The organism is Pseudoduganella albidiflava, assembly GCF_004322755.1.
Lineage (GTDB): Bacteria > Pseudomonadota > Gammaproteobacteria > Burkholderiales > Burkholderiaceae_D > Rugamonas > Rugamonas albidiflava.
The window spans coordinates 4,875,489-4,898,214 of sequence record NZ_CP036401.1; the positions used below are offsets into that span (position 1 = coordinate 4,875,489).

The 22,726-nt window shown below is 67.1% G+C and carries 13 protein-coding genes; 6 read left to right on the forward strand and 7 right to left on the reverse strand.

Translation table 11 applies throughout. The features are described from left to right. Positions 1-25: 25 nt before the first annotated feature. Positions 26-2,281, reverse strand: coding sequence for a xanthine dehydrogenase family protein molybdopterin-binding subunit (locus tag EYF70_RS20220; protein ID WP_229420472.1), 2,256 nt, complete (start codon positions 2,279-2,281; stop codon positions 26-28). 11 nt (positions 2,282-2,292) lie between these two features. Then, positions 2,293-2,757, reverse strand: coding sequence for a (2Fe-2S)-binding protein (locus EYF70_RS20225; protein ID WP_131147021.1), 465 nt, complete (start codon positions 2,755-2,757; stop codon positions 2,293-2,295). 117 nt (positions 2,758-2,874) lie between these two features. On the opposite strand from EYF70_RS20225, the gene EYF70_RS20230 reads away from it, so the two are divergent. Together EYF70_RS20230 and EYF70_RS20235 are read left to right on the forward strand one after the other, a co-directional pair. Then, a complete protein-coding gene (locus tag EYF70_RS20230; protein ID WP_131147022.1) occupies positions 2,875-4,662 on the forward strand; it encodes an amidase in 1,788 nt (595 codons plus the stop codon). Between the two features lie 147 nt (positions 4,663-4,809). Continuing rightward, the gene (locus tag EYF70_RS20235) at positions 4,810-5,340 is read left to right on the forward strand and encodes a DUF6622 family protein (RefSeq protein ID WP_131147023.1); all 531 of its coding nucleotides are present in this window, start codon (positions 4,810-4,812) and stop codon (positions 5,338-5,340) included. Between the two features lie 75 nt (positions 5,341-5,415). Here EYF70_RS20235 and EYF70_RS20240 read toward each other — a convergent pair whose 3' ends face one another. Continuing rightward, the gene (locus tag EYF70_RS20240) at positions 5,416-11,598 is read right to left on the reverse strand and encodes a calcium-binding protein (RefSeq protein WP_131147024.1); all 6,183 of its coding nucleotides are present in this window, start codon (positions 11,596-11,598) and stop codon (positions 5,416-5,418) included. 184 nt (positions 11,599-11,782) lie between these two features. Continuing rightward, positions 11,783-12,298 carry a hypothetical protein gene (locus EYF70_RS20245; RefSeq protein WP_131147025.1) on the reverse strand — a complete coding sequence of 172 codons (516 nt, stop codon included), beginning with the start codon at positions 12,296-12,298 and terminating at the stop codon, positions 11,783-11,785. 228 nt (positions 12,299-12,526) lie between these two features. On the opposite strand from EYF70_RS20245, the gene EYF70_RS20250 reads away from it, so the two are divergent. From EYF70_RS20250 to EYF70_RS20265, 4 genes are all read left to right on the forward strand, one after another. Then, positions 12,527-13,933: an L-cystine transporter gene (locus EYF70_RS20250; protein WP_131147026.1), complete on the forward strand. Its 1,407-nt coding sequence runs from the start codon at positions 12,527-12,529 to the stop codon at positions 13,931-13,933. Positions 13,934-14,064: 131 nt separating this feature from the next. Next, positions 14,065-14,796, forward strand: coding sequence for a histidine phosphatase family protein (locus EYF70_RS20255; RefSeq protein ID WP_307722060.1), 732 nt, complete (start codon positions 14,065-14,067; stop codon positions 14,794-14,796). Positions 14,797-14,810: 14 nt separating this feature from the next. Next, complete coding sequence (locus EYF70_RS20260) at positions 14,811-15,749, forward strand: NAD(P)H-hydrate dehydratase (protein WP_131147028.1); 939 nt, start codon at positions 14,811-14,813, stop codon at positions 15,747-15,749. Between the two features lie 105 nt (positions 15,750-15,854). Continuing rightward, complete coding sequence (locus EYF70_RS20265) at positions 15,855-16,217, forward strand: hypothetical protein (RefSeq protein ID WP_131147029.1); 363 nt, start codon at positions 15,855-15,857, stop codon at positions 16,215-16,217. Between the two features lie 99 nt (positions 16,218-16,316). On the opposite strand, the gene EYF70_RS20270 is transcribed toward EYF70_RS20265, so the two are convergent. The 3 genes from EYF70_RS20270 to EYF70_RS20280 all read right to left on the reverse strand — a co-directional run bounded on the left by EYF70_RS20270 (position 16,317) and on the right by EYF70_RS20280 (position 22,521). Beyond that, positions 16,317-17,732, reverse strand: coding sequence for an OmpP1/FadL family transporter (locus tag EYF70_RS20270; protein ID WP_131147030.1), 1,416 nt, complete (start codon positions 17,730-17,732; stop codon positions 16,317-16,319). 400 nt (positions 17,733-18,132) lie between these two features. Then, entirely contained in the window at positions 18,133-21,354 is a 3,222-nt protein-coding gene (locus EYF70_RS20275) for an efflux RND transporter permease subunit (RefSeq protein WP_131147031.1), read from the reverse strand. A 21-nt stretch (positions 21,355-21,375) separates the two neighbouring features. Next, the gene (locus EYF70_RS20280; RefSeq protein WP_131147032.1) at positions 21,376-22,521 is read right to left on the reverse strand and encodes an efflux RND transporter periplasmic adaptor subunit; all 1,146 of its coding nucleotides are present in this window, start codon (positions 22,519-22,521) and stop codon (positions 21,376-21,378) included. Between the last annotated feature and the right edge of the window lie 205 nt (positions 22,522-22,726).

Here is a 22,726-nt window from a genome sequence, read left to right on the forward strand (position 1 = left end):
CCCGGCTGGTGGCGGTCGAAGGCGGCTAGGCTTTCTTCAGCGCCGTGGCCACCGGCAGTTTCCGGATGCGCTGACCCGTGGCGGCGAAGATCGCGTTGCACAGCGCCGGCGCGATCCCCGAGGTCCCCGGTTCGCCGATGCCGCCCGGTTCATCCTTGCTGGCGACGATGTGCACTTCCACCTTCGGCGCCTCGTTCATCCGCATCATCCGGTAATCGCCGAAATTGGTCTGCACCACGCGGCCGGCCTCCAGCGTGATCTCGCCCCACAGCGCGGCGGTCAGCCCGAACACGATGCCGCCTTCCATCTGCGCCACGATGCCGTCCGGGTTGACCGGCTGGCCGCAATCGAGCGCGCAGACCACGCGATGCACGATCACGTCGCCTTCCGGTCCCACCGATACCTCGGCGATCTGCGCCATGTAGCTGCCGAACGCGAACTGCACCGAGATGCCGCGGCCCACCTTGCGGCCCGCCACGGCCTTCATCGGCTTGCCCCAGCCCGCCTTCAGCGCCGCCAGGTTCAGCACGCCCAGCAGGCGCGGCGACTTGTCGAGCAGCGCGCGGCGGTACGCCACCGGATCCTGCTTCGCGGCGTGCGCCAGTTCGTCGATGAAGCTCTCGACGACGAACACGTTGTGGGTCGGCCCCACGCCGCGCCAGAACGCGGTCGGGATCGGCGGCTCATGGCGCAGGTATTCCACGCGCAGCGCCGGGATCGTGTACTGCAGGTCGGCCGCGCCCTCGACGGCGTCCGGGTCGATGCCGTTCTTCACCGCCGGCGGCGCGAAGCGCGCCATGATCGACGAACCCGTGACGCGATGGAACCACGCTTGCGGCATGCCCTTGTCGTCCAGTTTCGCGGCCAGGCGGTCGACGTAGTACGGCCGGTACATGTCGTGCTGGATATCCTCCTCGCGGGTCCAGACGAACTTCACGGGCCCCGGCCTGGCCTGCGCCCTGGCGAACGCCACCGCCTGCGTCACGTAGTCGACCTCGAGCCGGCGGCCGAAGCCGCCGCCCAGGTAGAAGTTATGCACCTTCACTTTTTCCAGCGGCAGGCCGGTCAGCTTGGCGGCGGCGCCCTGCGCCAGGCTGGGCACCTGGGTGCCGCAGTACAGGTCGCAGCCATCGGCGCGCAGGTCGACCGCGCAGTTCATCGGTTCCATCGTCGCATGGGCGAGGAACGGCGCTTCGTAGATCGCCTCGATCTTGCGGCCGTCCTTGGCATCGCCGTCCAGTTCCTTCAGCGCGTTGCCTTCGTCGGTCGCCACGGCGCCGCCGGCCTTGGATTTTTCCATCATGTCGGCCACGATGCCCGCCGTGGTCACGCCGGCGTTGCCACCGAAATCCCATTGCGGCGCGAGCGCGGCCAGGCCCTGCTTCGCGGCCCACATATTGGTGGCCACGACCGCCACCGCATTGCCGATCTTGAGCACTTCGCGCACGCCCGGCACGGCCAGCGCCTTCGGGTCGTTCGACGCGATCAGCTTGCCGCCGATCACCGGGCAGGCGGACACGGCGGCGATGCCCATGTTCGGCAGCTTCACGTCGATGCCGAACTGCGCGCTGCCATCGACCTTCGGCGGCGAATCGAGCCGCGCATGCTTCTTGCCGATCAGCGTGTAGGCGCCCGGATCCTTCAGCGTCACCGTCTTGGGCGGCTCCAGCTTCGCGGCGGCATCGACCAGTTCGCCGTAATGCAGCGTCTTGCCGGCCCCGTTCGTGACGGCGCCATTGGCCACCCGCAGCGTATCCGGTGCCACGTTCCACGTCTGCGCGGCGGCCTGCACCAGCACCGCGCGGGCGGCGGCGCCCGCTTCGCGCAGCGGCTTCCACGCGCCGCGGATCGACGTCGAGCCGCCCGTCACCTGTCCGCCCAGCAGCGGATCGCTGTACAGGTTGTTGTCGGCGGGCGCATGTTCGAGCTTCACCTTCGCCAGGTCCACGCCCAGTTCCTCGGCGATCAGCATGGGGATCGACGTATAGGTACCCTGCCCCATTTCCACCTTGTGCATGATCAGCGTGACGAGGCCCTCGCGGTCGATGCGGATGAAGGCGTTCGGCGCCAGCCCCGCTGCTTCCGACACCTTGGTGGCGGCATGGCCTACCGCTTTTTCCGGCGGTGCTTCCTGGCGGTCGCTCTCCTTGCGATTGCAACCGGGCAGCACGAAGCCGACCAGCAAGCCGCCGCCGGCGGCGGCGCCCACGCGCAGGAAGCGGCGGCGGCCCCGGGCGCGCTCGTCCAGCTGTTGGTTGACTGTTTCAAGCATGTTTCCCATGGCGCGCCCCTTCATTTGACGGTGACCGTGCCGGCCGCGATCTTGATCGCGGCGCGGATGCGGCCATAGGTGCCGCAGCGGCAGATATTGCCGGACATGGCGTTGTCGATGTCGGCATCGCTCGGCTTCGGCGTCGCCGCCAGCAGCGCGGTGGCGGCCATCACCTGGCCGGACTGGCAGTAGCCGCACTGCACGACATCGATCTTGCGCCAGGCGTCCTGGACCTTGGCACCGACCGGGTCGTTGCCGATCGCCTCGATCGTGACGATCTTCTTGCCCGCGGCCGCCGAGACGGGCGTGACGCACGAACGGATCGCCTGCCCGTCCAGGTGCACGGTGCAGGCGCCGCACAGCGCCACGCCGCAACCGAACTTGGTGCCGGTCAGGCCGGCCACGTCGCGCAAGGCCCACAGGATGGGCATGTCGTCCGGCACGTCGAGCGCTGTGTCGGTGCCGTTGATGTTGAGGGTGGGCATGCGGGCTCCTTCTTGATGTTAATGGTACAAACGTGAAACTATAGGGCAACGGGCGCTGCCATGTCGCCCCGATGATAGACTTGACTGCTCGCTCCGCCAATTAAACTTCCGTATGAGATGACCGACCGCCGCCGCTTCCTGATCAATGCCCCGCTCGGCCTGCTGGCCGCCACCACCACCGCCACGGCCGCCGCGGCCGAGCCGCCGGCCGCCACCCCCGGAGCGCCGCCCACGTTCGGCGCACTGCCGCCGGCCGGGCCGCAAGTGACCCCTGCCACCTTCGCGGAAGCGGAAAAGCTGCTCCAGGTGACACTCACGCCGGCCCAGCGCCAGATGGCCGCGCAGGCCTGGCCCACCACGCTGGCCGGCCTGACGGCGCGCCGCGCCGGCCCGAAGAAGCTCGCCATCGACGACAGCGTGGCACCGATGTCACGGTTCGATCCGCTGCTGCCCGGCATGAAGGCGGGTCCGGCACGCGCCCGCTTCGTGCGCGGCTACGCCGATGCCGGCGCGCTGCCGGCCAGCGATGCCGACATCGCCTACGCCAGCGTGGCCCAGCTGTCGCGCTGGATCGAAGCCGGCAAGCTGACGTCCGAGCGGCTCACGCAGATCTACCTGGCGCGCTGCCGCCAGTTCGATCCGCGGCTGCGCTCGATCATCACGCTGCTGCCGGAGCAGGCGCTGGAACAGGCGCGCGCGGCCGACCGCGAGATCGCCGCCGGGCGCTACCGCGGGCCGCTGCACGGCATTCCCTATGGCGTGAAGGACTTGCTGGACACGGCCGGCATCGCCACCACCTGGGGTGCCGAACCGCTCAGGGAACGCACGCCGGTGACCGACGCCACCGTCATCACGCGCCTGCGCGAAGCGGGCGCGGTGCTGCTGGCCAAGCTGTCGCTGGGCGCGCTGGCGATGAACGACATCTGGTTCGGCGGCCAGACCATGAATCCGTGGCTGCCCGAGGAAGGCGCTTCCGGCTCCAGCGCCGGCCCCGGCGCGGCCATGGCGGCGGCGCTGGTGGCCTTCACCATCGGCAGCGAAACGGGCGGCTCGATCGTCAGCCCCAGCACGCGCTGCGGCGTGACCGGCTTGCGCCCCACGTTCGGCCGCGTGCCGCGCACGGGCGCGATGACGCTGTGCTGGTCGCTCGACAAGCTGGGCCCGATGACACGCTCGGTGGAAGATGCGATGCTGGTGCTGCAGGCGATCAGCGGCCCGGATGCCGGCGACATTGCCAGCGTGCCGGCCAGGCTCGATTTCGATCCCGCCGCACCGGTGCGTGGCCTGCGCGTGGGCTACCTGCCCGAATGGATGAAGGAAGGCACCGAGATCGACCGGGCCGCGCTGGAACTGGCGAAGAAGGCCGGCATGAAGCCGGTGCCGGTGGCCCTGCCGGACTGGCCCTACGGTTCGCTGAACACCATCCTGTTCGCGGAAGCGGCCGCCGCGTTCGAGGAATGGACCTTCTCCGGCAAGATGGAGCTGCTGTCCCAGCAGACGCCTGACGCCTGGCCGAACCTGCTGCGCGAGGCGCGTTTCGTGTCGGCCGTCGATTTCGTGCAGGCCGACCGCATGCGCCGCATGGTCGCGGAGCATATGGCCAAGGTGTTCGCGCAGATCGACGTGCTGCTGGTGCCGTCGCTGCGCGATGAAATGCTGACGATCTCGAACCACACCGGCCATCCGTCGCTGACCCTGCGCACCGGCTTCGTGCAGGTGAGCGAGGCGCGCAGCGACTGGGCGCCCCACCCTTCGCGCCCGGTACCGAAGTTCGCGCCGCCGCGGCGCGTGCCGCATGGCGTGACGCTGATCGGCCGGCTGTTCGACGAAGGCACGCTGGCCCGTGCCGGCATGGCCCTCGAACGGCTTTCCGGCGTGGCCGGCGAGCGCCCGCCGGGTTTCTAGGTCCCGGCGCTCGCCAGGATTTTTCGCGCCGTTGCAGGCCCGTTTCGCGGCCTGCCGGCGGGCTTCCGTCGCAAGCGTCTCGCCTCGGCCGGCGCGGCCGGGCATGCTCTCCTCATCGACCACCGGTCACCACACGAGGAGCAAGCCATGCTGCAGCAGATCGTCACCCACACCCCGTTCCATATCTGGCTGCTGCTGGGCGTGCTGGTCTGGCGCGGCCTCGCCGCCAGCCGCGACCGCGCGGTGACGCTGCGCCAGGCGCTGGTCCTGCCTGTCGTGCTGCTGGCGCTGTCGGTACAGGACATGGCCAACCGCTTCGGCTTCGACGGCCTGCCGGCGGCCAGCTGGCTGGCCGGCACGCTGGCCGCGGCCATGCTGGCGTGGCGCTTCACGGCGCAGGCACCGCGGGTAATCGCACCGGGCGCCACGGCCGCTACCGTCCTGCAGCGCGGCAGCTGGCTGCCGCTGGCACTGATGCTGGCCACGTTCGCGACGAAATACGCGGTGGCGGCCAGTTGCGCGGTCGCCCCTGCACTGGCCGGAAATACCGTGTTCGCCACCACCGCCTGCGCCCTGTACGGCATGTTCAACGGCCTGTTCGCCGGCCGCGCGCTGCGCTGCCTGCCATGGCCGTACCGGCGCCACGCCACCGCGCTGTCCTGCGCCACTGGCCGATAAACAAAAAGCCGCCCGGCTCGTGCCGGGCGGCTTTTTTTAACGAAGGCTGTGCGATCTTTAACGCAGGCTATGCGATCAGCCGAAGAACAGGTCGAACTCCACCAGCGACGCATCCTTCACGCCGGTCAGCGTGGCGACCTGGGTCAGTTCGCCGGCCGATACGACAGCGTCGGCGCCATTCGACATGAATTTATACAGGCCGGTCGTCGTGCCGTTGTCGATCGCGAAGAAGGCCACGTCGCCGTTCGCATAGGACCCGTCGGCGCTGCCGATCGCCGCCGCGGCGCTGGCCACGTCGAGCTTCTTGGCGTTTACATCGAACACCACCAGGCTGGCCTCGGCGGAGAAGCCGCCCGTCGATGCCGATTGCACGGCGCCGACGGCGCCCAGCTTCAGGCCCGTCACATCGAACCATACGGTATCTTCGCCGGCCTTGTAGTCGGCCACCGTGTCGTTCGAGCCCAGGTCCAGGCGGAACACGTCGTCGCCGGCACCGCCGGTCAGCGCGTCGTCGCCCTCGCCGCCGGACAGCGTATCGCTGCCGGCACCGCCGGACAGGCGGTCCTTGCCGCGGCCGCCCGAGATCAGGTTGTCCAGGTCGTTGCCGGTGCCCGAGAAGGCCGCGGTGCTGGTCCCGGTATAGACCAGGTCTTCCACGTTGTCCGCCAGCGTGTGCGACGAGTACGCTGTCTGGACGATGTCGTACCCTTCGCCGTCCAGTTCGATCACCTTGTCGCCCTTGCTGTCGACGACATAGATATCGTCGCCGATCCCGCCGGCCAGCACATCGCTGCCGGCGCCGCCGTCGAGCAGGTCGTTGCCGGCGTCGCCATCGAGCTTGTCGTTGCCGGCCATGCCGTACAGGCTGTCGTCGCCCTCGCCGCCGGACAGCGTGTTGATGCCGGCGTTGCCCGTCAGCGCATTGTCGCCGTCATTGCCGGTGACATGGGTGACCACCGTATTGGCGACGATCGCGTTCTCCACGTTGGCCGCCAGCACGTAGGTCTGGCTGGCCTGCACAAAGGCGATGCGCACCGTGTCGGTGCCCTGCTCGGCGTTTTCCACCACGTTGTCGCCCACGGCATCGACCAGGTAAGTATCGTCGCCGCTCAGGCCGGCCATGGTATCGGCGCCCACCTTGCCATCGAGCGTGTCGTCGCCGCTGGTGCCGGTGATCGAGTCGCCGCCGGCCGTGGCGGCGCCCACCAGCAGGTCGGCCACCGTCAGCGTGCGGTCGGAGAACACCACCGTTTCCACGCCTTTCAGCACGATCTTCACAGTGCCGGACGACAGCAGCGTTTCACTGGCGGTGGCTTCGATGGTGTAGGTGGAACGCAGGCCGTCCAGTACCACGGTATCGTTGCCGTCGCCACCATCGAGGGTGTCGTTGCCGCCATTGCCGACCAGCGTGTCATTGCCCGCGCCGCCCGCCAGCTTGTCGTTGCGGATGCCGCCTTCGATCCGGTTGGCCAGCGCGTTGCCGGTGCCGGTGAACACGGTATTGCCGGTGTAGACCAGCTGTTCGAGCTCGGCTCCCAGCACATACGTGGCGAGCGCCGTGCGCACCGTGTCATTGCCCTGGCCGGCCAGCTCCGTCACGCGGTCGCCGGCGATATCGACGATGTACACATCGTCGCCCGCGCCGCCGCTCATCACATCGGTGCCGGCACCGCCATCGATCATGTCATTGCCCGCGCCGCCATCGAGCTTGTCGTTGCCGGCGCCGCCCAGCAGGCTGTCGTTGCCTTCACCACCGTTCAGCACGTCGTTACCGGCGGCACCGTCCAGCGTGTCGTTGCCGTCCTGGCCCGACAGGGTATTGATCCCGGCATTGCCGGTCAGCTTGTTCGCTGCGCCGTTGCCGGTCACGCTCACGGCCGACTTCGACGTCACCGTGGCGTGCTCGACGTTCTCTGCCAGCACGTACGTGACATTCGCGGCGGCAATCGCGATTTCCACGGTGTCGACGCCGCCGCTGGCTGCTTCGACGACCTTGTCGTCTACGTTGTCGACCAGGTAGGTATCGTCGCCGGCCAGGCCGGTCATCGTGTCCGCGCCCGCCAGGCCGTTCATCACGTCGGCGCCGTCCGTACCTGCCAGTGCGTCGCTCCAGCTGGTCGCGGTGCCAGAGACGATCAGTGCCCCGAAGGCCAGCGTGCCATCGGCGAACGTGAGGTTCTCGACGTCGCGCGCCAGCACCTTGACCCCGCCGCTGCTCAACTCCAGGGTCCGGTCGGCGGTGCGCGTGATCGTCCACGCGCCGCGCGCGCCATCCAGCACGGCGGTATCGTCGCCAGCTCCGCCATCGAGCGTGTCGGCGCCACCGCCGGCCTGCAGCACGTCGTCGCCGTCGGCGCCGACCAGGCTGTCGGCACCGGTACCGCCGACCAGCGTATCGTCGCCGGCCATCCCGGAAAGCCGGCCGCCGCCATTGCCGTTGACGATCTCGTTGTCGCTGGCATTGCCGGTGAGCGTTGCCTTCTGGGTACCGGTGTACCGCAGGTCTTCCACGTTCACCGCCAGCGTCAGCACGGCGGACTTGGACAGCACGGTATCGCGCCCGCCGTCCACCAGTTCGATGACCTTGTCACCCGAGGTGTCGACCGTGTAGGTGTCGTCGCCTGCGCCGCCATCGAGCCGGTCGGCACCGGCGGCACCATCGAGCGTATCGTCGCCCGCGCCGCCGATCAGCGTATTGGCCGCGGCGTTGCCGGTCAGCTGGTTGGCCAGCCCGTTGCCCGTGAGGTTTACGGCAGCAGTGGACGTGACGATCGCATGCTCGACGTTGTCCGCCAGGACGTATGTCGCGCCGCGTACCGTGAGGTTGGCATGCACCGTGTCGACGCCCTGGTCGGCCAGTTCGTTGATCCGGTCACCCGCCACGTCGATCACGTAGGTATCGTTGCCGGTACCGCCGGCCAGCGTGTCGATGCCGGCGCCGCCGTCGAGCGTGTCATTGCCCGTGCCGCCATTGACCTGGTCGGCCTGGGCCGTGCCCGTCAGCTGCTGGCTGACCGGGGACGCACTGACCGTGAGCGTTGCCAGGTCGACCGGCGTGCCGCCGGCAAAGGAAAAGCGTTCCACGTTGCTGGCCCTTACCACTTCGCCATCCGGGCCCGTCAGCGTCAGTCCGCTGCCGCTGCTGGCACGGCTGTACTCGCCGATCGCGCGCGCCAGGTACAGGGTGTCGGTGCCCTCGCCACCATCGACGGTGGCGCTGCCGGTGCCGAGGTACAGCGCATCGTTGCCGATGCCACCGGCCAGCACGTCGCTGCCGCCATTGCCGCGCAGCGTGTCATTGCCTGCGCCGCCTTCGAGCCGGTCGTTGCCGGCGCTGCCGGTCATGTCGTTGTCCAGCGCGTTGCCGATGCCGGTGAACGCCGCCGTGCCGGTGCGCACCAGTTTCTCGACGCCGGCGCCGAGCGTGTAGCTGGCCAGCGTGGTGGCAACGGTATCGGTGCCGCCCGCCGCCGCGGTATTCTCGGTAACGACATCGCCGGCATCGTCGACCACATACTGGTCATTGCCATCGCCGCCCGCGAGCGCGTCGGCGCCGCTGCCGCCATCGAGCGTGTCGTTGCCGGCGCCACCGTCCAGGGTGTCATTGCCCGCACCGCCGTCCAGCTTGTCATTGCCGCTGCTGCCGGCCAGTGCATTATTGCCCGCATTGCCCGTACCCACGCGCCCGCCGGTACCGGTAAAGACCAGGTTCTCGACGTTGGCCGCCAGGGTCGCGTCCACGCTGGCGCGCACGGTATCGGTACCGCCGGCAGCCAGCTCCACGATGGTCACGCCGCTGTTATCGACGAGGAATGTGTCGTCGCCCGCGCCGCCGGCCAGCGTATCGGCGCCACCGCCGCCATGGATCGTATCGTTGCCTTCCTTCCCGTCCAGTGCCTGGGCGGTGTCGTTCGCGCCCAGCGCGGTGAAGTACTCGGCGCCATCGTTCCCGGCGGTGCCTTCCAGCGTGCCCAGCACGACCAGCACGACCGTCTTGCTGGCCTGGCTGGTCTGGCCGAGGGCGTCGATGGCGACGGCGCTGAAGCTGTGCGCGCCGGCCTTCAGGTTGCTCAGTTCGACGCGCCAGCGGCCCGCCGCGTCCGCCGTCACACGGGCCACCTGCGCGCCCGCATCGAACAGCGTGATCGTCGCGCCGGCGGCACCGGTGCCGGTGGCCAGCAGGTTGCCGGTGTTGAAACTGCCTTCGTCGATGATCTGCAGGTCGTTCGCCACCGGGCCGGCCAGGGCGGATGCCTGGGTGGTACCCGGCGCATTGGCCTCCTGCACCGTGAATTGGGGCGCGGCCGGCGGTTGGCCGGAACTGCTCGACGCGGCAAATTCGGCGGCGCCGTCATGGTCGACCATCTGCTGCCAGACCAGACTGCCGCCATCGGCCGTGGTCGTGGTCCAGCTGACGATCACGCTGCCGTCGGCCGTTTCGGCCACGGCGGGCGCGCCGACCTGCCCGGTCAGCTTCACCTGGTTGACTTGCCATGCGGCGCCGGCGGCGGTGCCGTTGGGGTGGTAATGGCGCCCCATCACGGACGCGGTACCATCGGCGGCCACGTTGCTCCAGACGACGATGAAGCCGCCGTCGCGCAAGCCGGTGGCGGCCGCGTCTTGCTGGAATTCGGCCACCGCTACCGTGACCGGTCCGCCCATCCGTGCGCCGGCCGCGTCGAAGCGCTGCACCATCACCGCATCGTCCGCCGTGGCGGGATTGCCGTCATCCTGGATCCAGCTGACGACCGTGCCGGCCACTTCCAGCCCGCCGTTGCCGTACAGCGTGGCAATGCCGATGCTGCCGACGACGCCGCTGGTGGCCAGCTTGACTTCGGCCGCGGTCGCTTCGTTGTCCCAGCGGTACTGCTGCACCAGGATGCCATCGGCCGCCTGCCAGGCCACCATGTAGCCATTGTCCTGCTCCGCGACCGCACTGTGGGCGGCGGCCACCGACGTGCCGGCGACGAGGTCGCTGCGCGAGCCGCCATCGGCGTCGAAGCGGCTGATCCGCACATCGCTGCCCCCGCCGGCCGCCGCGGCATGGCCGGTCACGGCGAAGCCGCCGTCGATGGTCGCGGTGACTTTCGGCGCCAGCTTGCCGGTGGCGCCGCCCAGCACGATTTCCGCACCGTTCTTGCTGCCATCGGCGCTGAAACGCTGCAGCGCGATGTCCGAACCGCTGGCGTAGGTGGCAACCCAGCCGCCGTCGTACAGCGCGGCGATCGCCGGGGCGGCCTGGTCGCCATCGGCCGCGTCGTTGATCCGGGTGACGTCGCCGATCGGCAAGCCGTTCGCGTCGAAGTGGCGGAAGAACACGCCGCTGCCGCTGCCATCGGTCGCCTGCCAGGCGATCACATAGGTGCCATCGGCGAGGGTCGTCACGGACGTTGCCTGCCCGCCCGTGGCCACCAGGCGATCGACGCCAGCCAGGTCGAACGTGCCATCGCTGAATTTCAGGTGGCGGATGCCGGCCAGCGTATCGCTGCCGTCGCGCCCGGCCTGCAGGTCGCTCACGGTGACCCGGCCATCGGGCAGCGTGACGATCGCGTACTCGGAGCGCTGGCCGGTGAACACGGCCGTGTCGTCGCCCAGGCCACCGACCAGGTCATCGTTGCCGGCGCCGGCGTGCAGCACGTCGTTGCCGGCACCGCCATCGAGCCGGTTGGCCGCGGTATCGCCGATCAGCATGTCGGCGAAATCGCTGCCGGTGAGGTTTTCGATACTGCGCAGCGTGTCGGTACCCTCGCCGGTGCTCGACTGGCGGGTGTACAGGTTGGCCGTCACGGGGCCCGCCATGCCGGCATAGCTGGCCGTGTCGATTCCCAGGCCACCGTCGAGCGTGTTGTTGCCCGCGCCGCCGGCCAGCACGTTGTCGGCGCCATCGCCGACGAGATGGTCGTCGAAGGCGGAACCCTGCACGCGCTCGATCGATACGAGCGTGTCCATTTCAAGCAGTTCGTTGCGCCAGTTGTAGTTTTCCAGCTGGAGCCCGGCGGTGCCGTCGCCCAGGTGCACCGTGACGGCGCCGGACGCCCCGCTGTAGTCGACCAGGTCGCTGCCCGCGCCGCCATTCAGCGTGTCGTAGCCATCGGAACCATTGATCGTGTCGTTTCCGCCATGGCCGAACACGGCATCGTCGCCGTAATCGCCGGTCCAGCCGAAGCCGCCGGTGAAGACATCGCCCCAATCCGTTCCTTCTTGCACATCGTCCATCATGCTGCCGAAAACAACAGGACCCTGAATCTTGACCGTCATGGCTCTCCACCCGAAAAATTAATTTCCACACGGAAATGTAACATACAAGGTTGGATTACGGCGCGATGCGGCAGACCTTTACGGGATACGCGGCTTTTTTTGTTGCAGTCACCTTACAGCGACCGTTTGTAGCGGAGAAGGCAAGACCAATCGGCAACGCCGTGCGGCGCAGCGCGCAACGGACTCAGGTGGAGATGTGCTTGTCCTCTTCCTGGGCCTCCTGCATGGCTTGCGGCTCGAGGTGTTCGGCGGGGATGTTGAGCCGGACAAAGATGCCCCATGCCACCAGCAGTCCGGCGGCGCACAGTCCGATCACGCCGGCGTGCGGCAACAGTTCCGGATGGCCGTGCAGGGACTGGAAGGCGGACACCAGGCACTCGATCGATAGCGAAACGACCACCACGACCAGGAAGCGCGACAGGAAGCGCCGCACCCGGGTCGGCGTGCTGATGCTGGCTTCGCGCTGCACTTCCTCTTCCAGCACGGTCTGCCCCAGTTCGAACGAGGCGACCGCGATCGTCAACAGGCCGATGCACTCGAGGATGCGGACGAAGCGGGGCGGCGTTTCGGCGTCGACCGCGGCCGTCAGTGCCTCCCAGATTTCCCACGCCGCCATGCCGACCAGCGCGATGCCGCAGACGAGGAAGAACATCGCGACGGCGATATAACCGGCACCAAACAGTTTTTGCAGGACTTTCATGTTATTTCACTTATAAGGATATGAGGCAATATTCGCATGGGCACGGCAGGGCAGTCGCACGCGAGCGGCGCTACAGCGGTAAAATTCGTTGAAGCCACGCCAATCCATTGATTTCGCCAGCCAGTTTTCGATGGCTGCCAAACTTTATTACCCGATTTCCCCGCACACACCAGTGCGGCCAGTATCTTTTCGACTCCTTTATTGACTCCTCAACCGGTCAGGATCACGATGACGTTCTCCGTTCTGCTCAACCTCGCCGCCGCCCTGCTCCTGCTGGGGTTCCTCTACCACCAGCAGCGCCGGCATGCCACCTTCACGGTGCGGGTCTTCACGGCGCTCGGCCTCGGCGTGGTGCTCGGCGCGGCGCTGCAGGCGCTGTACGGCGCCGACAGCGCCACCATCAAGACCACCGGCGAATACCTCGATATCGTCGGCACCGGCTATGTGAAGCTGCTGCAGATGATCGTGATGCCGCTGATCATGGTCTCGATCGTGGCGGCGATCCTGAAGCTGCGCGATGCGAAGTCGCTGGGCAAGATCAGCGCGCTGACGATCGGCACGCTGATGGCCACCACGGCGGTGGCCGCGGCGATCGGCATCCTGATGGCCAAGCTGTTCGGACTGTCGGCGGCGGGGCTGACCTCCAGCGCGGCCGAAGTGGCCCGCGGCGCCTACCTCGAGGGCCGCCTGGCCGACGCGCAGGCGATCTCGCTGCCGAACATGATCCTGTCGTTCATCCCGGCCAATCCGTTCCTCGACATGACGGGCGGGCGCAAGACATCGACCATCGCCGTCGTCATCTTTTCCGTGTTCGTCGGCATTGCCGCGATCGGCATTGCCGACAAGAAGCCGGAGCTGTTCGTGTCGTTCGAGCATGCGGTGAAGGTGGCGCACGCGATCGTGATGCGCATCGTGACGCTGGTGCTGCGGCTAACGCCCTATGGCATCTTCGCGCTGATGGCCCAGGTGGTCGCCACCTCCAGCTATGCCGACATCCTGGACCTGATCGGCTTCGTGGCCGCTTCCTACTGCGCGCTGCTGCTGATGTTCGGCGTGCATCTCGCCATCGTCGCGGGCACCGGGCTGAACCCGCTGCGCTTCGCGAAAAAGATCCTGCCCGTGCTGACATTCGCGTTCACGTCGCGCAGCAGTGCCGGCGCGATCCCGATGAACGTGCAGACGCAGGTGCAGCGGCTCGGCACGCCGGAAGGCATCGCCAATTTCTCGGCATCGTTCGGCGCTACCATCGGCCAGAACGGCTGCGCGGGCATTTATCCGGCCATGCTGGCCGTGATGATCGCCCCCACTGTCGGCATCGATCCGTTTACCGTGTCGTTCCTGCTGCCGCTGCTGGCCGTGGTCACGATCGGCTCGGTCGGCGTGGCCGGCGTGGGCGGCGGCGCCACCTTCGCCGCGCTGATCGTGCTTTCCTCGATGAACCTGCCGGTGGCGCTGGCCGGCCTGCTGATCTCGATCGAACCGCTGATCGACATGGGCCGCACGGCGCTGAACGTTTCCGGCGCGATCACGGCCGGCACGCTGACCTCGCGCGTGATGGGCGAGACGGATGTCGCCGTGTTCGAGCGCGATGACGATGCCGATGCGGATATCGAATCGGAAACCACCCCCGCCTGAGGAAGCCGCGCCGCCGCGCGCGGTTGGGCCGCCATCTCGCGCCACCGTTTTGCAGTTTCGTCTAGTATTCGCAAACCGAATTACCGGGACGGACGGCGATGGAACAAAAGTGGCCTCAACAGATCTGGATCGTGCGGCACGGACAAAGTGCCGGCAACGTCGCGCGTGAAGCGGCGGAAGCCGCCTCGCAGTTTCTGATCGACATCGCCGAACGGGACATGGACGTGCCGCTGTCGCAACTGGGCGAGCGCCAGGCAGCCGCGCTGGGGCAATGGTTCGGTGCGCTGCCGCCGGAGCAGCGGCCCAACGTGGTGCTGTTCTCGCCTTACGTGCGGGCGCGCGAAACGGCGCTGGCGGTGGTCGACCGCCTCGATCGCGACGAGCTGCTGACAGTGGCGACCGACGAGCGGCTGCGCGAGAAGGAATTCGGCATCGTCGACCGCCTGACGCCGCTGGGCATTGCCGACAAGTTCCCCGAACTGCATGAACAGCGCCGCCACGTGGGCAAGTTCTACTTCCGGCCACCGGGCGGCGAAAGCTGGTGCGACGTGATCCTGCGCCTGCGCAGCGTGCTCGATACCATCACCCGCGAATACCGCGGCGAGCGCGTGCTGATCGTGGGGCACCAGGTGATCGTCAACTGCTTCCGTTACCTGCTGGAACGGATGGACGAGGATGCGATCCTGGCCATCGACCGCGCCGCCGATGTGCCGAACTGCAGCGTCACCTCTTACCGGTTCGACCCGGCCGCCGGCAAGCGCGGCAAGCTCGTGCTCGACCTGGAAAACTTCGTTGCCCCGCTGACGTCCACCGGTACCCCGGTCACGAAAAGCAAGGACCAGCCGGCCGCGCCGAAAGCATGACGACAGGAGCATCGATGACAACCGAGATCACCGCCGCCACGTTACGGGAATGGGCACTGCCCGAACCCTCGTTCGACGACGACAAGGAAGGCCGCGGCCATGTGCTGATCGTGGGCGGTTCGCGCGAAATGCCGGGTGCCGTGATGCTGGCGGCGACGGCCGCGCTGCGGGCCGGCGCCGGCAAGCTGACGATGGCGACGGCCGCCAGCGTGGCGCCGCTGGTGGCGACGGCGATCCCCGAGGCCCGGGTGATCGGCCTGGCCGAAACGAACAGCGGCGGTTTCACCGTGGAAGCGGCGCGCCGCCTCGGCGACCTGTTCGGCAGCACCAGTGGCAAGGCCGGCAGCAAGCCCGGCGCCATGCTGGTCGGCCCGGGCATGCAGGACGACGCCGCCACGGCGGAACTGGTGCATGCCCTGCTGCCGCGCTTCGCCGGCACGCCGCTGATCCTGGATGCGGCGGCGATGGGCGCGGTGCGGGCGCAGGGCGAGCCGCACCTGCTGGAAGAGCCGAAGGACATGGAACATTTCCGCTTCCGCGAAGCGGTGCTGATGACGCCGCACGCCGGCGAACTGGCGCACCTGACGCGGCGCGACAAGGAACGGATCTGCGACGCCCCGCTCGAGGCGGCGCAGGAGGCCGCGCGGCGCTGGAACGCGATCGTGGCGCTGAAGGGCGCCACCACCGTGATCGCCACGCCCGACGGCCAGCAGTGGCAACACCAGGGCGGCAATGTCGGCCTGGCCATTTCCGGCTCGGGCGACACGCTGGCAGGCATCATCGCCGGCCTCGTGGCGCGTGGCGCCACGCTGGAGCAGGCTGCCGCATGGGGGATCGCGCTGCATGCGTCCGCCGGCGAACAGCTGTCGATCCGGTACGGCGTGCTGGGTTACCTGGCACGGGAGATTTCGGCCGAAATACCGGCCCTGTTGCGTACGCTTGCCCCAGCCTGAGGGGGATAGCGGCTATTAACATCAGGCACATCTCGAACCTGCAACCATTCCGGCGGTCCCACCGCCGGCGGTGGTTGCACCCCACCCACTTTATGAGGAGTCGACATGATTAAGCTGAGTAAATCGTCCGCCCTGATCCTGGCAGCAGTGCTGGGCACCGCAGCACTGACCGGCTGCAAGAACCGCGATGCGGACCAGCCGGCGGCAACCGATACGGCACCGGCGGTAACGCCGGATACGAGCACCACCCCGGCCGCACCGGCCACCCCGCCGGCCAGCGGCACCAGCGGCGACATGGGCACTACCGGCGGCACCACCACGCCACCGGCCGACGCCACCACGACGACGCCGCCGACCGACGGCGCCACCACGCCGGCGACCGGCACGACCGGCACCGGCACGTCCGGCACGTCGGGCACCACCGGCGATACCGGTACTTCGGGCACCGGCACCACGCCGAACCGCTGATCAGCACCCAGGTAAAAAGCCGGCACCTCTCGCGAGGTGCCGGCTTTTTTTCGTGCCGCCGTGGCGGCACTTCGTGCGCAAGCCGCCGAGGCGGCGCGATCAGAACTTGTAGTTGTACGCCACGCCCAGCAGGTTCATGTGCGTGTTCCAGCTGCCTTTCGTGGTTTCGCCATTGCCCGTGCAGGTCAGCAGGCCAGGACGGCAGTCGTTCTTGTAGTTGCTGTTCGCTTCCTTGAAGTCCAGGTACGTGTAGGCCACGTCGATCGACGAATTGGCCGACAGCTTCCAGTTGGCGCCGAAGGACAGCTGGTTGCGGTCCGAATCCGGCAATGCGGAATGGCGCAGCTGGTCGCTGCGCACCGGCGCCTCGTCGTGGGCGATACCGGCACGCAGCAGCACGCGATCGTTCAGCTTGTAGTTTGCGCCCAGGGCGACACGCACGGTGTTCTTCCACTGCTGGCGGATCACCTCGTCGCCATTGTCGGTGCCGAGGAATTCGATGTTGATGTTCTGCATGCGCGAGTGGCGCGTCCAGGTCACGTCGAACACGCCGGCCAGGCGATCGTTGAACTCATGGTAGCCGTTCACCGACAGGGTTTCCGGCGTGCGCAGCTTCACGCGCGCAGCGGAGTCCTCGTGGTGCGAACGCTCCTCGATGATGGCGTTGATCACGCGGTCGCTCGTCACGGTGGAGAAGTCCCAGTCGGCACCACCGCCCAGCTTGTGGTCGATGTGCGACCGGTAGGCGATGCCGAAGCGGGTGCCTGGCGCCGGCTGATACAGGTAGCCGACATTGAAGCCGTAGCCCCAGTCCTTGCCTTCGACTTCGGCGCGGCCGTCGCTGATCGAGGCCAGCGCGGCGGGGTTGCCGCCCATCGCGACGATCTGGCGGATCAGCGCCGCGCCCGTACCAGCTGCCTGCGCGGCGGCCACGGAACCCGGCACGTCGACCATCTGGCCCAGGCTGGCCTTCATGAACTCGGCCGTGATGCCGAAGCCGAGCGAATGGCGCTCGTTGATCTTGAATGCCATGGACGGATTCAGCGCGATCGCGGTCAGCTTCATGTTCGTCAGCGCGTAGCGGCCGGACCAGTCCCAGTCATACGACAGGTTGGCGCCGTACGGCACGAACATGCCGAAGCCGGCGGTCCACTGGTTGTTGAGTTTCTGGCTGTAGTACAGCGAGGGCGCCGCCACCGCGGTCGGCGCGTATTCGTCCTGCAGCTTCTGGCCGCCGGTCGAAGTCCCGGTGAAGCGGGTCGAGCCGCTGTCGGAGTACGTGGAGTGCGGCACCAGGCCGGTCACGCCGGTCATCAGCTGGCGGCCTTCCAGGCGGGACAGGCCGGCCGGGTTGGCGAAGATGGTGGAAGCGTCAGCCGCCTCGGCACCGTTGGCCTCGGCCGTGCCTTGCGACGACACGCTCTGCGAGCCGAAGCGGTAGCCGGATGCGCCGGCAGTTACGGACACGGTCGCCAGCGCGGCCGTGATGATCAGGGTCAGGTATTTTTTATCCAAGGTAGTCTCGCTGTCTATTCTTGCCATTCGAATAATTGCTCCCCTCTAACGGCTGGGGCTGCGGGGCGAGCATACTACACCATCAGAAATTTTGATACGAGCGTACGTTTTTCGCGCTGCAACATGTGTCAAAACAGCTCTCGTAACAATTTGCTTGATCAATCCGCTAGACAATGCGCACTTTTTGGTTTTAATTGCATCGCCAACCTGCAGGTTATTTCACTGCTCGGCTTGTTGCAAAACAATATGGACCACATGGGTAGACAACATGGCGACAGACTCTCCTGCAGGGACAGTCCCCAGAAGTTTTACAACACGCGCGGCGTTTTCTTTCCTGCGGCCTTCATTGCTAAAAAAAGGGGCCGCTAGTGGCGGCCCCAACGGAGAAAGACAGTGGTGATCAGGCGGCTTCGGCCATCGGCGGCGGCGTCTTGGTGCCGCGGCCGGTGATCTTGTGCACGCCCTTCATGATCAGGCGATAGATGAGGCGCACGAACGTCAGCGCCAGGATGGCTTCGATGAAGGTCATCACGCCAGCGACGGCCACGTTCCAGCGCTCGGTGCGGCGGTTGAACTTGGCGAACATGCGGTCGCGGGTGATCTCGATGCTGTCGTAGAACGTGGGCACCATCAGCAAGGTCAGCACGGTCGACGTGATCGTGCCGCCGATGATCGACACGGCCAGCGGACGGTAGAACTCGCCGCCCTCGCCGTGGCCGATCGCCACCGGCAGCATGCCGGCGATCAGCGCGAACGTCGTCATCAGGATCGGACGCAGGCGCATGCGGCCCGCGTACATCAGCGCATCCTCGCGGCCATAGCCCTCTTCCTCACGCTTGCGCGCCGCGTCCAGCAGCAGGATCGCGTTCTTCGCCACCAGCCCCATCAGCATGATCACGCCAATCAGGCTCATCAGGTTGATCGTGCCCTTCGTCAGCAGCAGCGCGACGACCACGCCGATCAGCGACAGCGGCAGCGACAGCATCACCGCCACCGGCGCCGTGAACGAACCGAACTGGATGACCAGGATCAGGTACATCAGGCCGATGCCGGCGACCAGCGCGATCCCCATCTGCGTGAACACTTCCTGCATGTCCTTGCCCGAACCGGCCACGGCCAGGCCGTAACCCGGCGGGAAGTCCATCGACTTCGCCAGCTTCATCGCATCGGCCGTCACCTCGCCCGGCGAGCGGCCCTGCACATTGGCGGACACGGAAATCACCCGCTTGCCATCCTTGTGCTGGATCTTGGCCGGACCCTTGCCCATCGTGACGGTGGCGATCTGGTCCAGCGGCACCATCTGGTTCGTGCCGGACACGGCGATCGGCAGCCGCTCGATGTTTTCCGCGTTGGTGCGGTCTTCCGGCGCCAGGCGCACGGCCACGTCGCGGGTTTCGCCCGTCGGATCGACCCAGTCGCCCACTTCGATGCCGGCAAAGGCCACGCGCAGCGCGGTGGCGGCGTCGCCGGCACCGATGCCCATCGAGTTCGCCAGGCCACGGTTCAGTTCGATCTGCAGCTCATCCTTCGGATCCTGCTCGGACAGGCTGACGTCGACCGCGCCCGGCACCTTCTTCAGCTCATCCATGAAGCGGCTGGTGATTTCCATCAGCTTGCGCGAATCCTCGCCCATGAACTCGATCTGCACCGGCTTGCGGGCACCGTTGTTCAAGTCTTCCAGCACCGTGTATTCGGCGCCGACCAGTTGCGCCAGCTTTTCGCGCAGCTCCGTTGCCACTTCGGTGGCGGAACGGTCGCGCTCCTTCTTCTTGCCGATGTCCACGTAGATGCGGCCGCCCGTCAGGTTCACGTAGGTGCTGGTCGCCTTGGTTTCCTTGATCGAATGCGCCATCTCGGCCGCCTTGACCATCTTCAGCTTCGAGTACTCCAGGCTCGACGACGACGGCGTGCGCACGTCGATCATGATGGTGCCGAAGTCGGTGGTCGGCAGGAACGAGCCGCCGCCGAATTTCATCTGCAGCCCGATGGCGGCGACGAAGCTGGCCACCGCGATGGCGGCCATCCAGCGCCTGTGATGCAGCGCCCACGCGATCACGTTGCCGTAGCGGTCGGCCTGGTGGTCGAACCAGTGGTTGAAGCGCTGCAGCACCTTCTCGATGCCCTTGCGCGGCGCATCGTGGTGGCCGGGAGGATCGCCCCAGTAGGCCGACAGCATCGGGTCCAGCGTGAACGAGATGAGCAGCGACACGGCGACGGACGCGGTGACGGTCAGCGCGAACGGCCGGAACCATTCGCCCGTGATGCCCGGCATGAACGCCACCGGAATGAACACGGCCATGATCGAGAACGTGGTGGCGGCCACCGCCAGCCCGATCTCGTTGGTGCCGTTGATGGCGGCGGTGCGGCGGTCGGAGCCCATCTGCATGTGGCGCACGATGTTTTCCCGCACCACGATCGCGTCGTCGATCAGCACGCCGATGGCCAGCGACAGGCCCAGCAGCGTCATGAAGTTCAGCGTGAAGCCGCACAGCCAGACGCCGATGAAGGCGGCGATCACCGAGGTGGGCAGCGACAGCGCCGTGATCAGCGTGGAGCGCCAGGAATTGAGGAAAGCGTAGACCACGAAGATGGTCAGCCCGGCGCCCAGCACGAGTGCCTCGATCACGTTGTTGAGGCTGCTCTGGGCATCCTCGCCACCGTCGTTGGTGATCTCCAGCGTGGTGCCCTTGGGCAGCGTGGGTTCGATTTCCTTGACCATCGCATGGATCAGCTTGGAAACCGAGACGGTGGAAGCGTCGCGCGAGCGGATGATCGAGATCCCCACGTTGGGCTGGTTGGAACGCATCGACAGGCCGTTGACCTCGGCGAACGCATCTTCGATCGTCGCGACCTGCCCGAGCCGCACCACTTCGTCGCCGTTGCGCCGGACCACGACCTGCTGGAACTCTTCCGGCCGTTCGATGCGGCCGACCAGGCGGATACTCTTTTCGTCCAGCGCGCCGCGCAGCTTGCCGACCGGCGCATTGGTGTTCTGCCTGTCCAGCGCATTGACCACGTCGGTGATCGACACATTGTATTCACGCAGCTTCTCGGCCTTCAGCAACACCGACAGCTCGCGCCGCAGTGCGCCATCCACATTGACCGTGGCCACGCCATCGATGCCGCGGAACTTCTCGGCCAGCACGTCCTCGGCCAGGCGCGAGATCTCGGCGTGGCTCTGCGCCGTGGACGACAGCGACAGCTGCATGATCGGCTGGGCCGACGTGTCGATGCGCTGCAATATCGGCTCGCGCATCTCCTTCGGCAGCTTGTAGCGCACCGAAGCGATCGCGTTGCGGATATCGTCCGACGCTTCGATCAGGTTGCGCTCGAAGGTGAACTTGATCAGGATGGTTGCCGAGCCTTCGGCGGCGGTACCGTTGATCTCGGTAACGCCGGTGATGCTCTGCAGCGATTTCTCGATGCGGTTCAGCACTTCCCGCTCGACCGTCTCGGGCGAGGCGCCCGGGTAGGGAATGGCGACGACGATGAACGGGATCTCGACGTCCGGATCTTGGTTGACGCGCAACTTGCTCAGGGCCAGCAGGCCGACGCACATCAGCGTGACGATCAGCACGACCGTCGCGACGGGGCGCTTGATACTGAAATTGGAAAGGAACATGGTGACGTATCCTGGTCAGGCTCAGTTGCCTTTGTTGGCGGCATTGCCGCTGGCGGAGGCGACGTTCTTCGGCGCGGTCAGCTGCACCGGCTGGCCATCCTGCACGGTCGAGCCGGGTGCGCGCAGCACCGTGTCGCCGGCCGCCAGGCCCTTGGTGACTTGCCACTGCCCGGTGCGCTCGTCGCGCGAGCCGATCGCCAGGATCACCTTGGCCAGCTTGTTGTCCTTCACCCGCCACACGTAGCGGTCGTCGCCGGCCTGCACCATTGCCGATTCCGGCACCATCAGCGTATCCGACGTTTCACTCTCGACGCGGCCCTCCGCATACAGGCCGGCCACGCGCGGCTGCGACGCGCCGGCGAAGTCGACCAGCACCTCGACCTGGCGCGTGACAGCGTTTGCAGCGGGATCCACGCGCCGGATCTTGCCCTGGAAATTCTGGCCCGGATAGCCATTGACACGGAACAGCACCGGCTGGCCCACCTTGACGACGCCGATCTTGTCGGCCGACACCAGGCCTTCGAAGCGCATGCTGTTCGGGTCGATCACCTTGATCAGTTCCTTGCCGATCTGCGCGGTATCGCCGCTCGACACCTTGCGCTCGCTGACGATGCCATCGAACGGCGCGCGCACCAGCGTGCGGTCCAGCTGCTGGCGGGCCTGCACGGCCCGCGCTTTGGCAGCGGCCAGTTCGCTTTGCGCGGTATTCAGGCGCACCTCGGCATCTTCCAGCGCCTGCAGCGACGTCATGCCGGAGGCCCGCAGCGTCTTGTTACGCTCCAGCATGCGCTGGGCCTGGTCGACCACCTGCTTGGCGTTGCGAACGCCCTCTTCGCTGGACGACAGGCTGTCGCGGATCGACGTATCGTCCAGCCTGACCAGCAGGTCGCCCTTCTTCACGGGTTCGCCATTTTCCTTGAGGACCTGGAGCACGATGGCCGACACTTCGGCGCGCAGGTCGGCGCGGCGTTCCGGCTGGATCGAGCCGGTAATCACGGGGCCGGAAGCCAGCGCGTTGCTGTGCACGGTCAGCAGATCTTCCGGTGCGACCAGCAGCCTGGCTGTCTTCTTTTCCTCCCCTTTCGCGGCCCCATCGGCACCGGGTGGTTTTCCGCAGGCGACGAGGCTCGTGGCGACGGCGAGAGCGATCAAGGTATTTCGCAACATGAAGATCTCCGAGAGTTTTGGACTGCTGAGCTTATTAAGTACAGCTGATGGACTGCGTTATGTTTTTTGTATGACCGGGAGCGCCGAGTATGTCCAGTGCGGCAGGCAGTGTCAATTCACCCGGGGCCAGACTGCGGGAAAATGTGGCTGGACTGCTGAAAAGCATGGACAGACTGCAGAGACCTTGCCGGACGGCCGGACGACC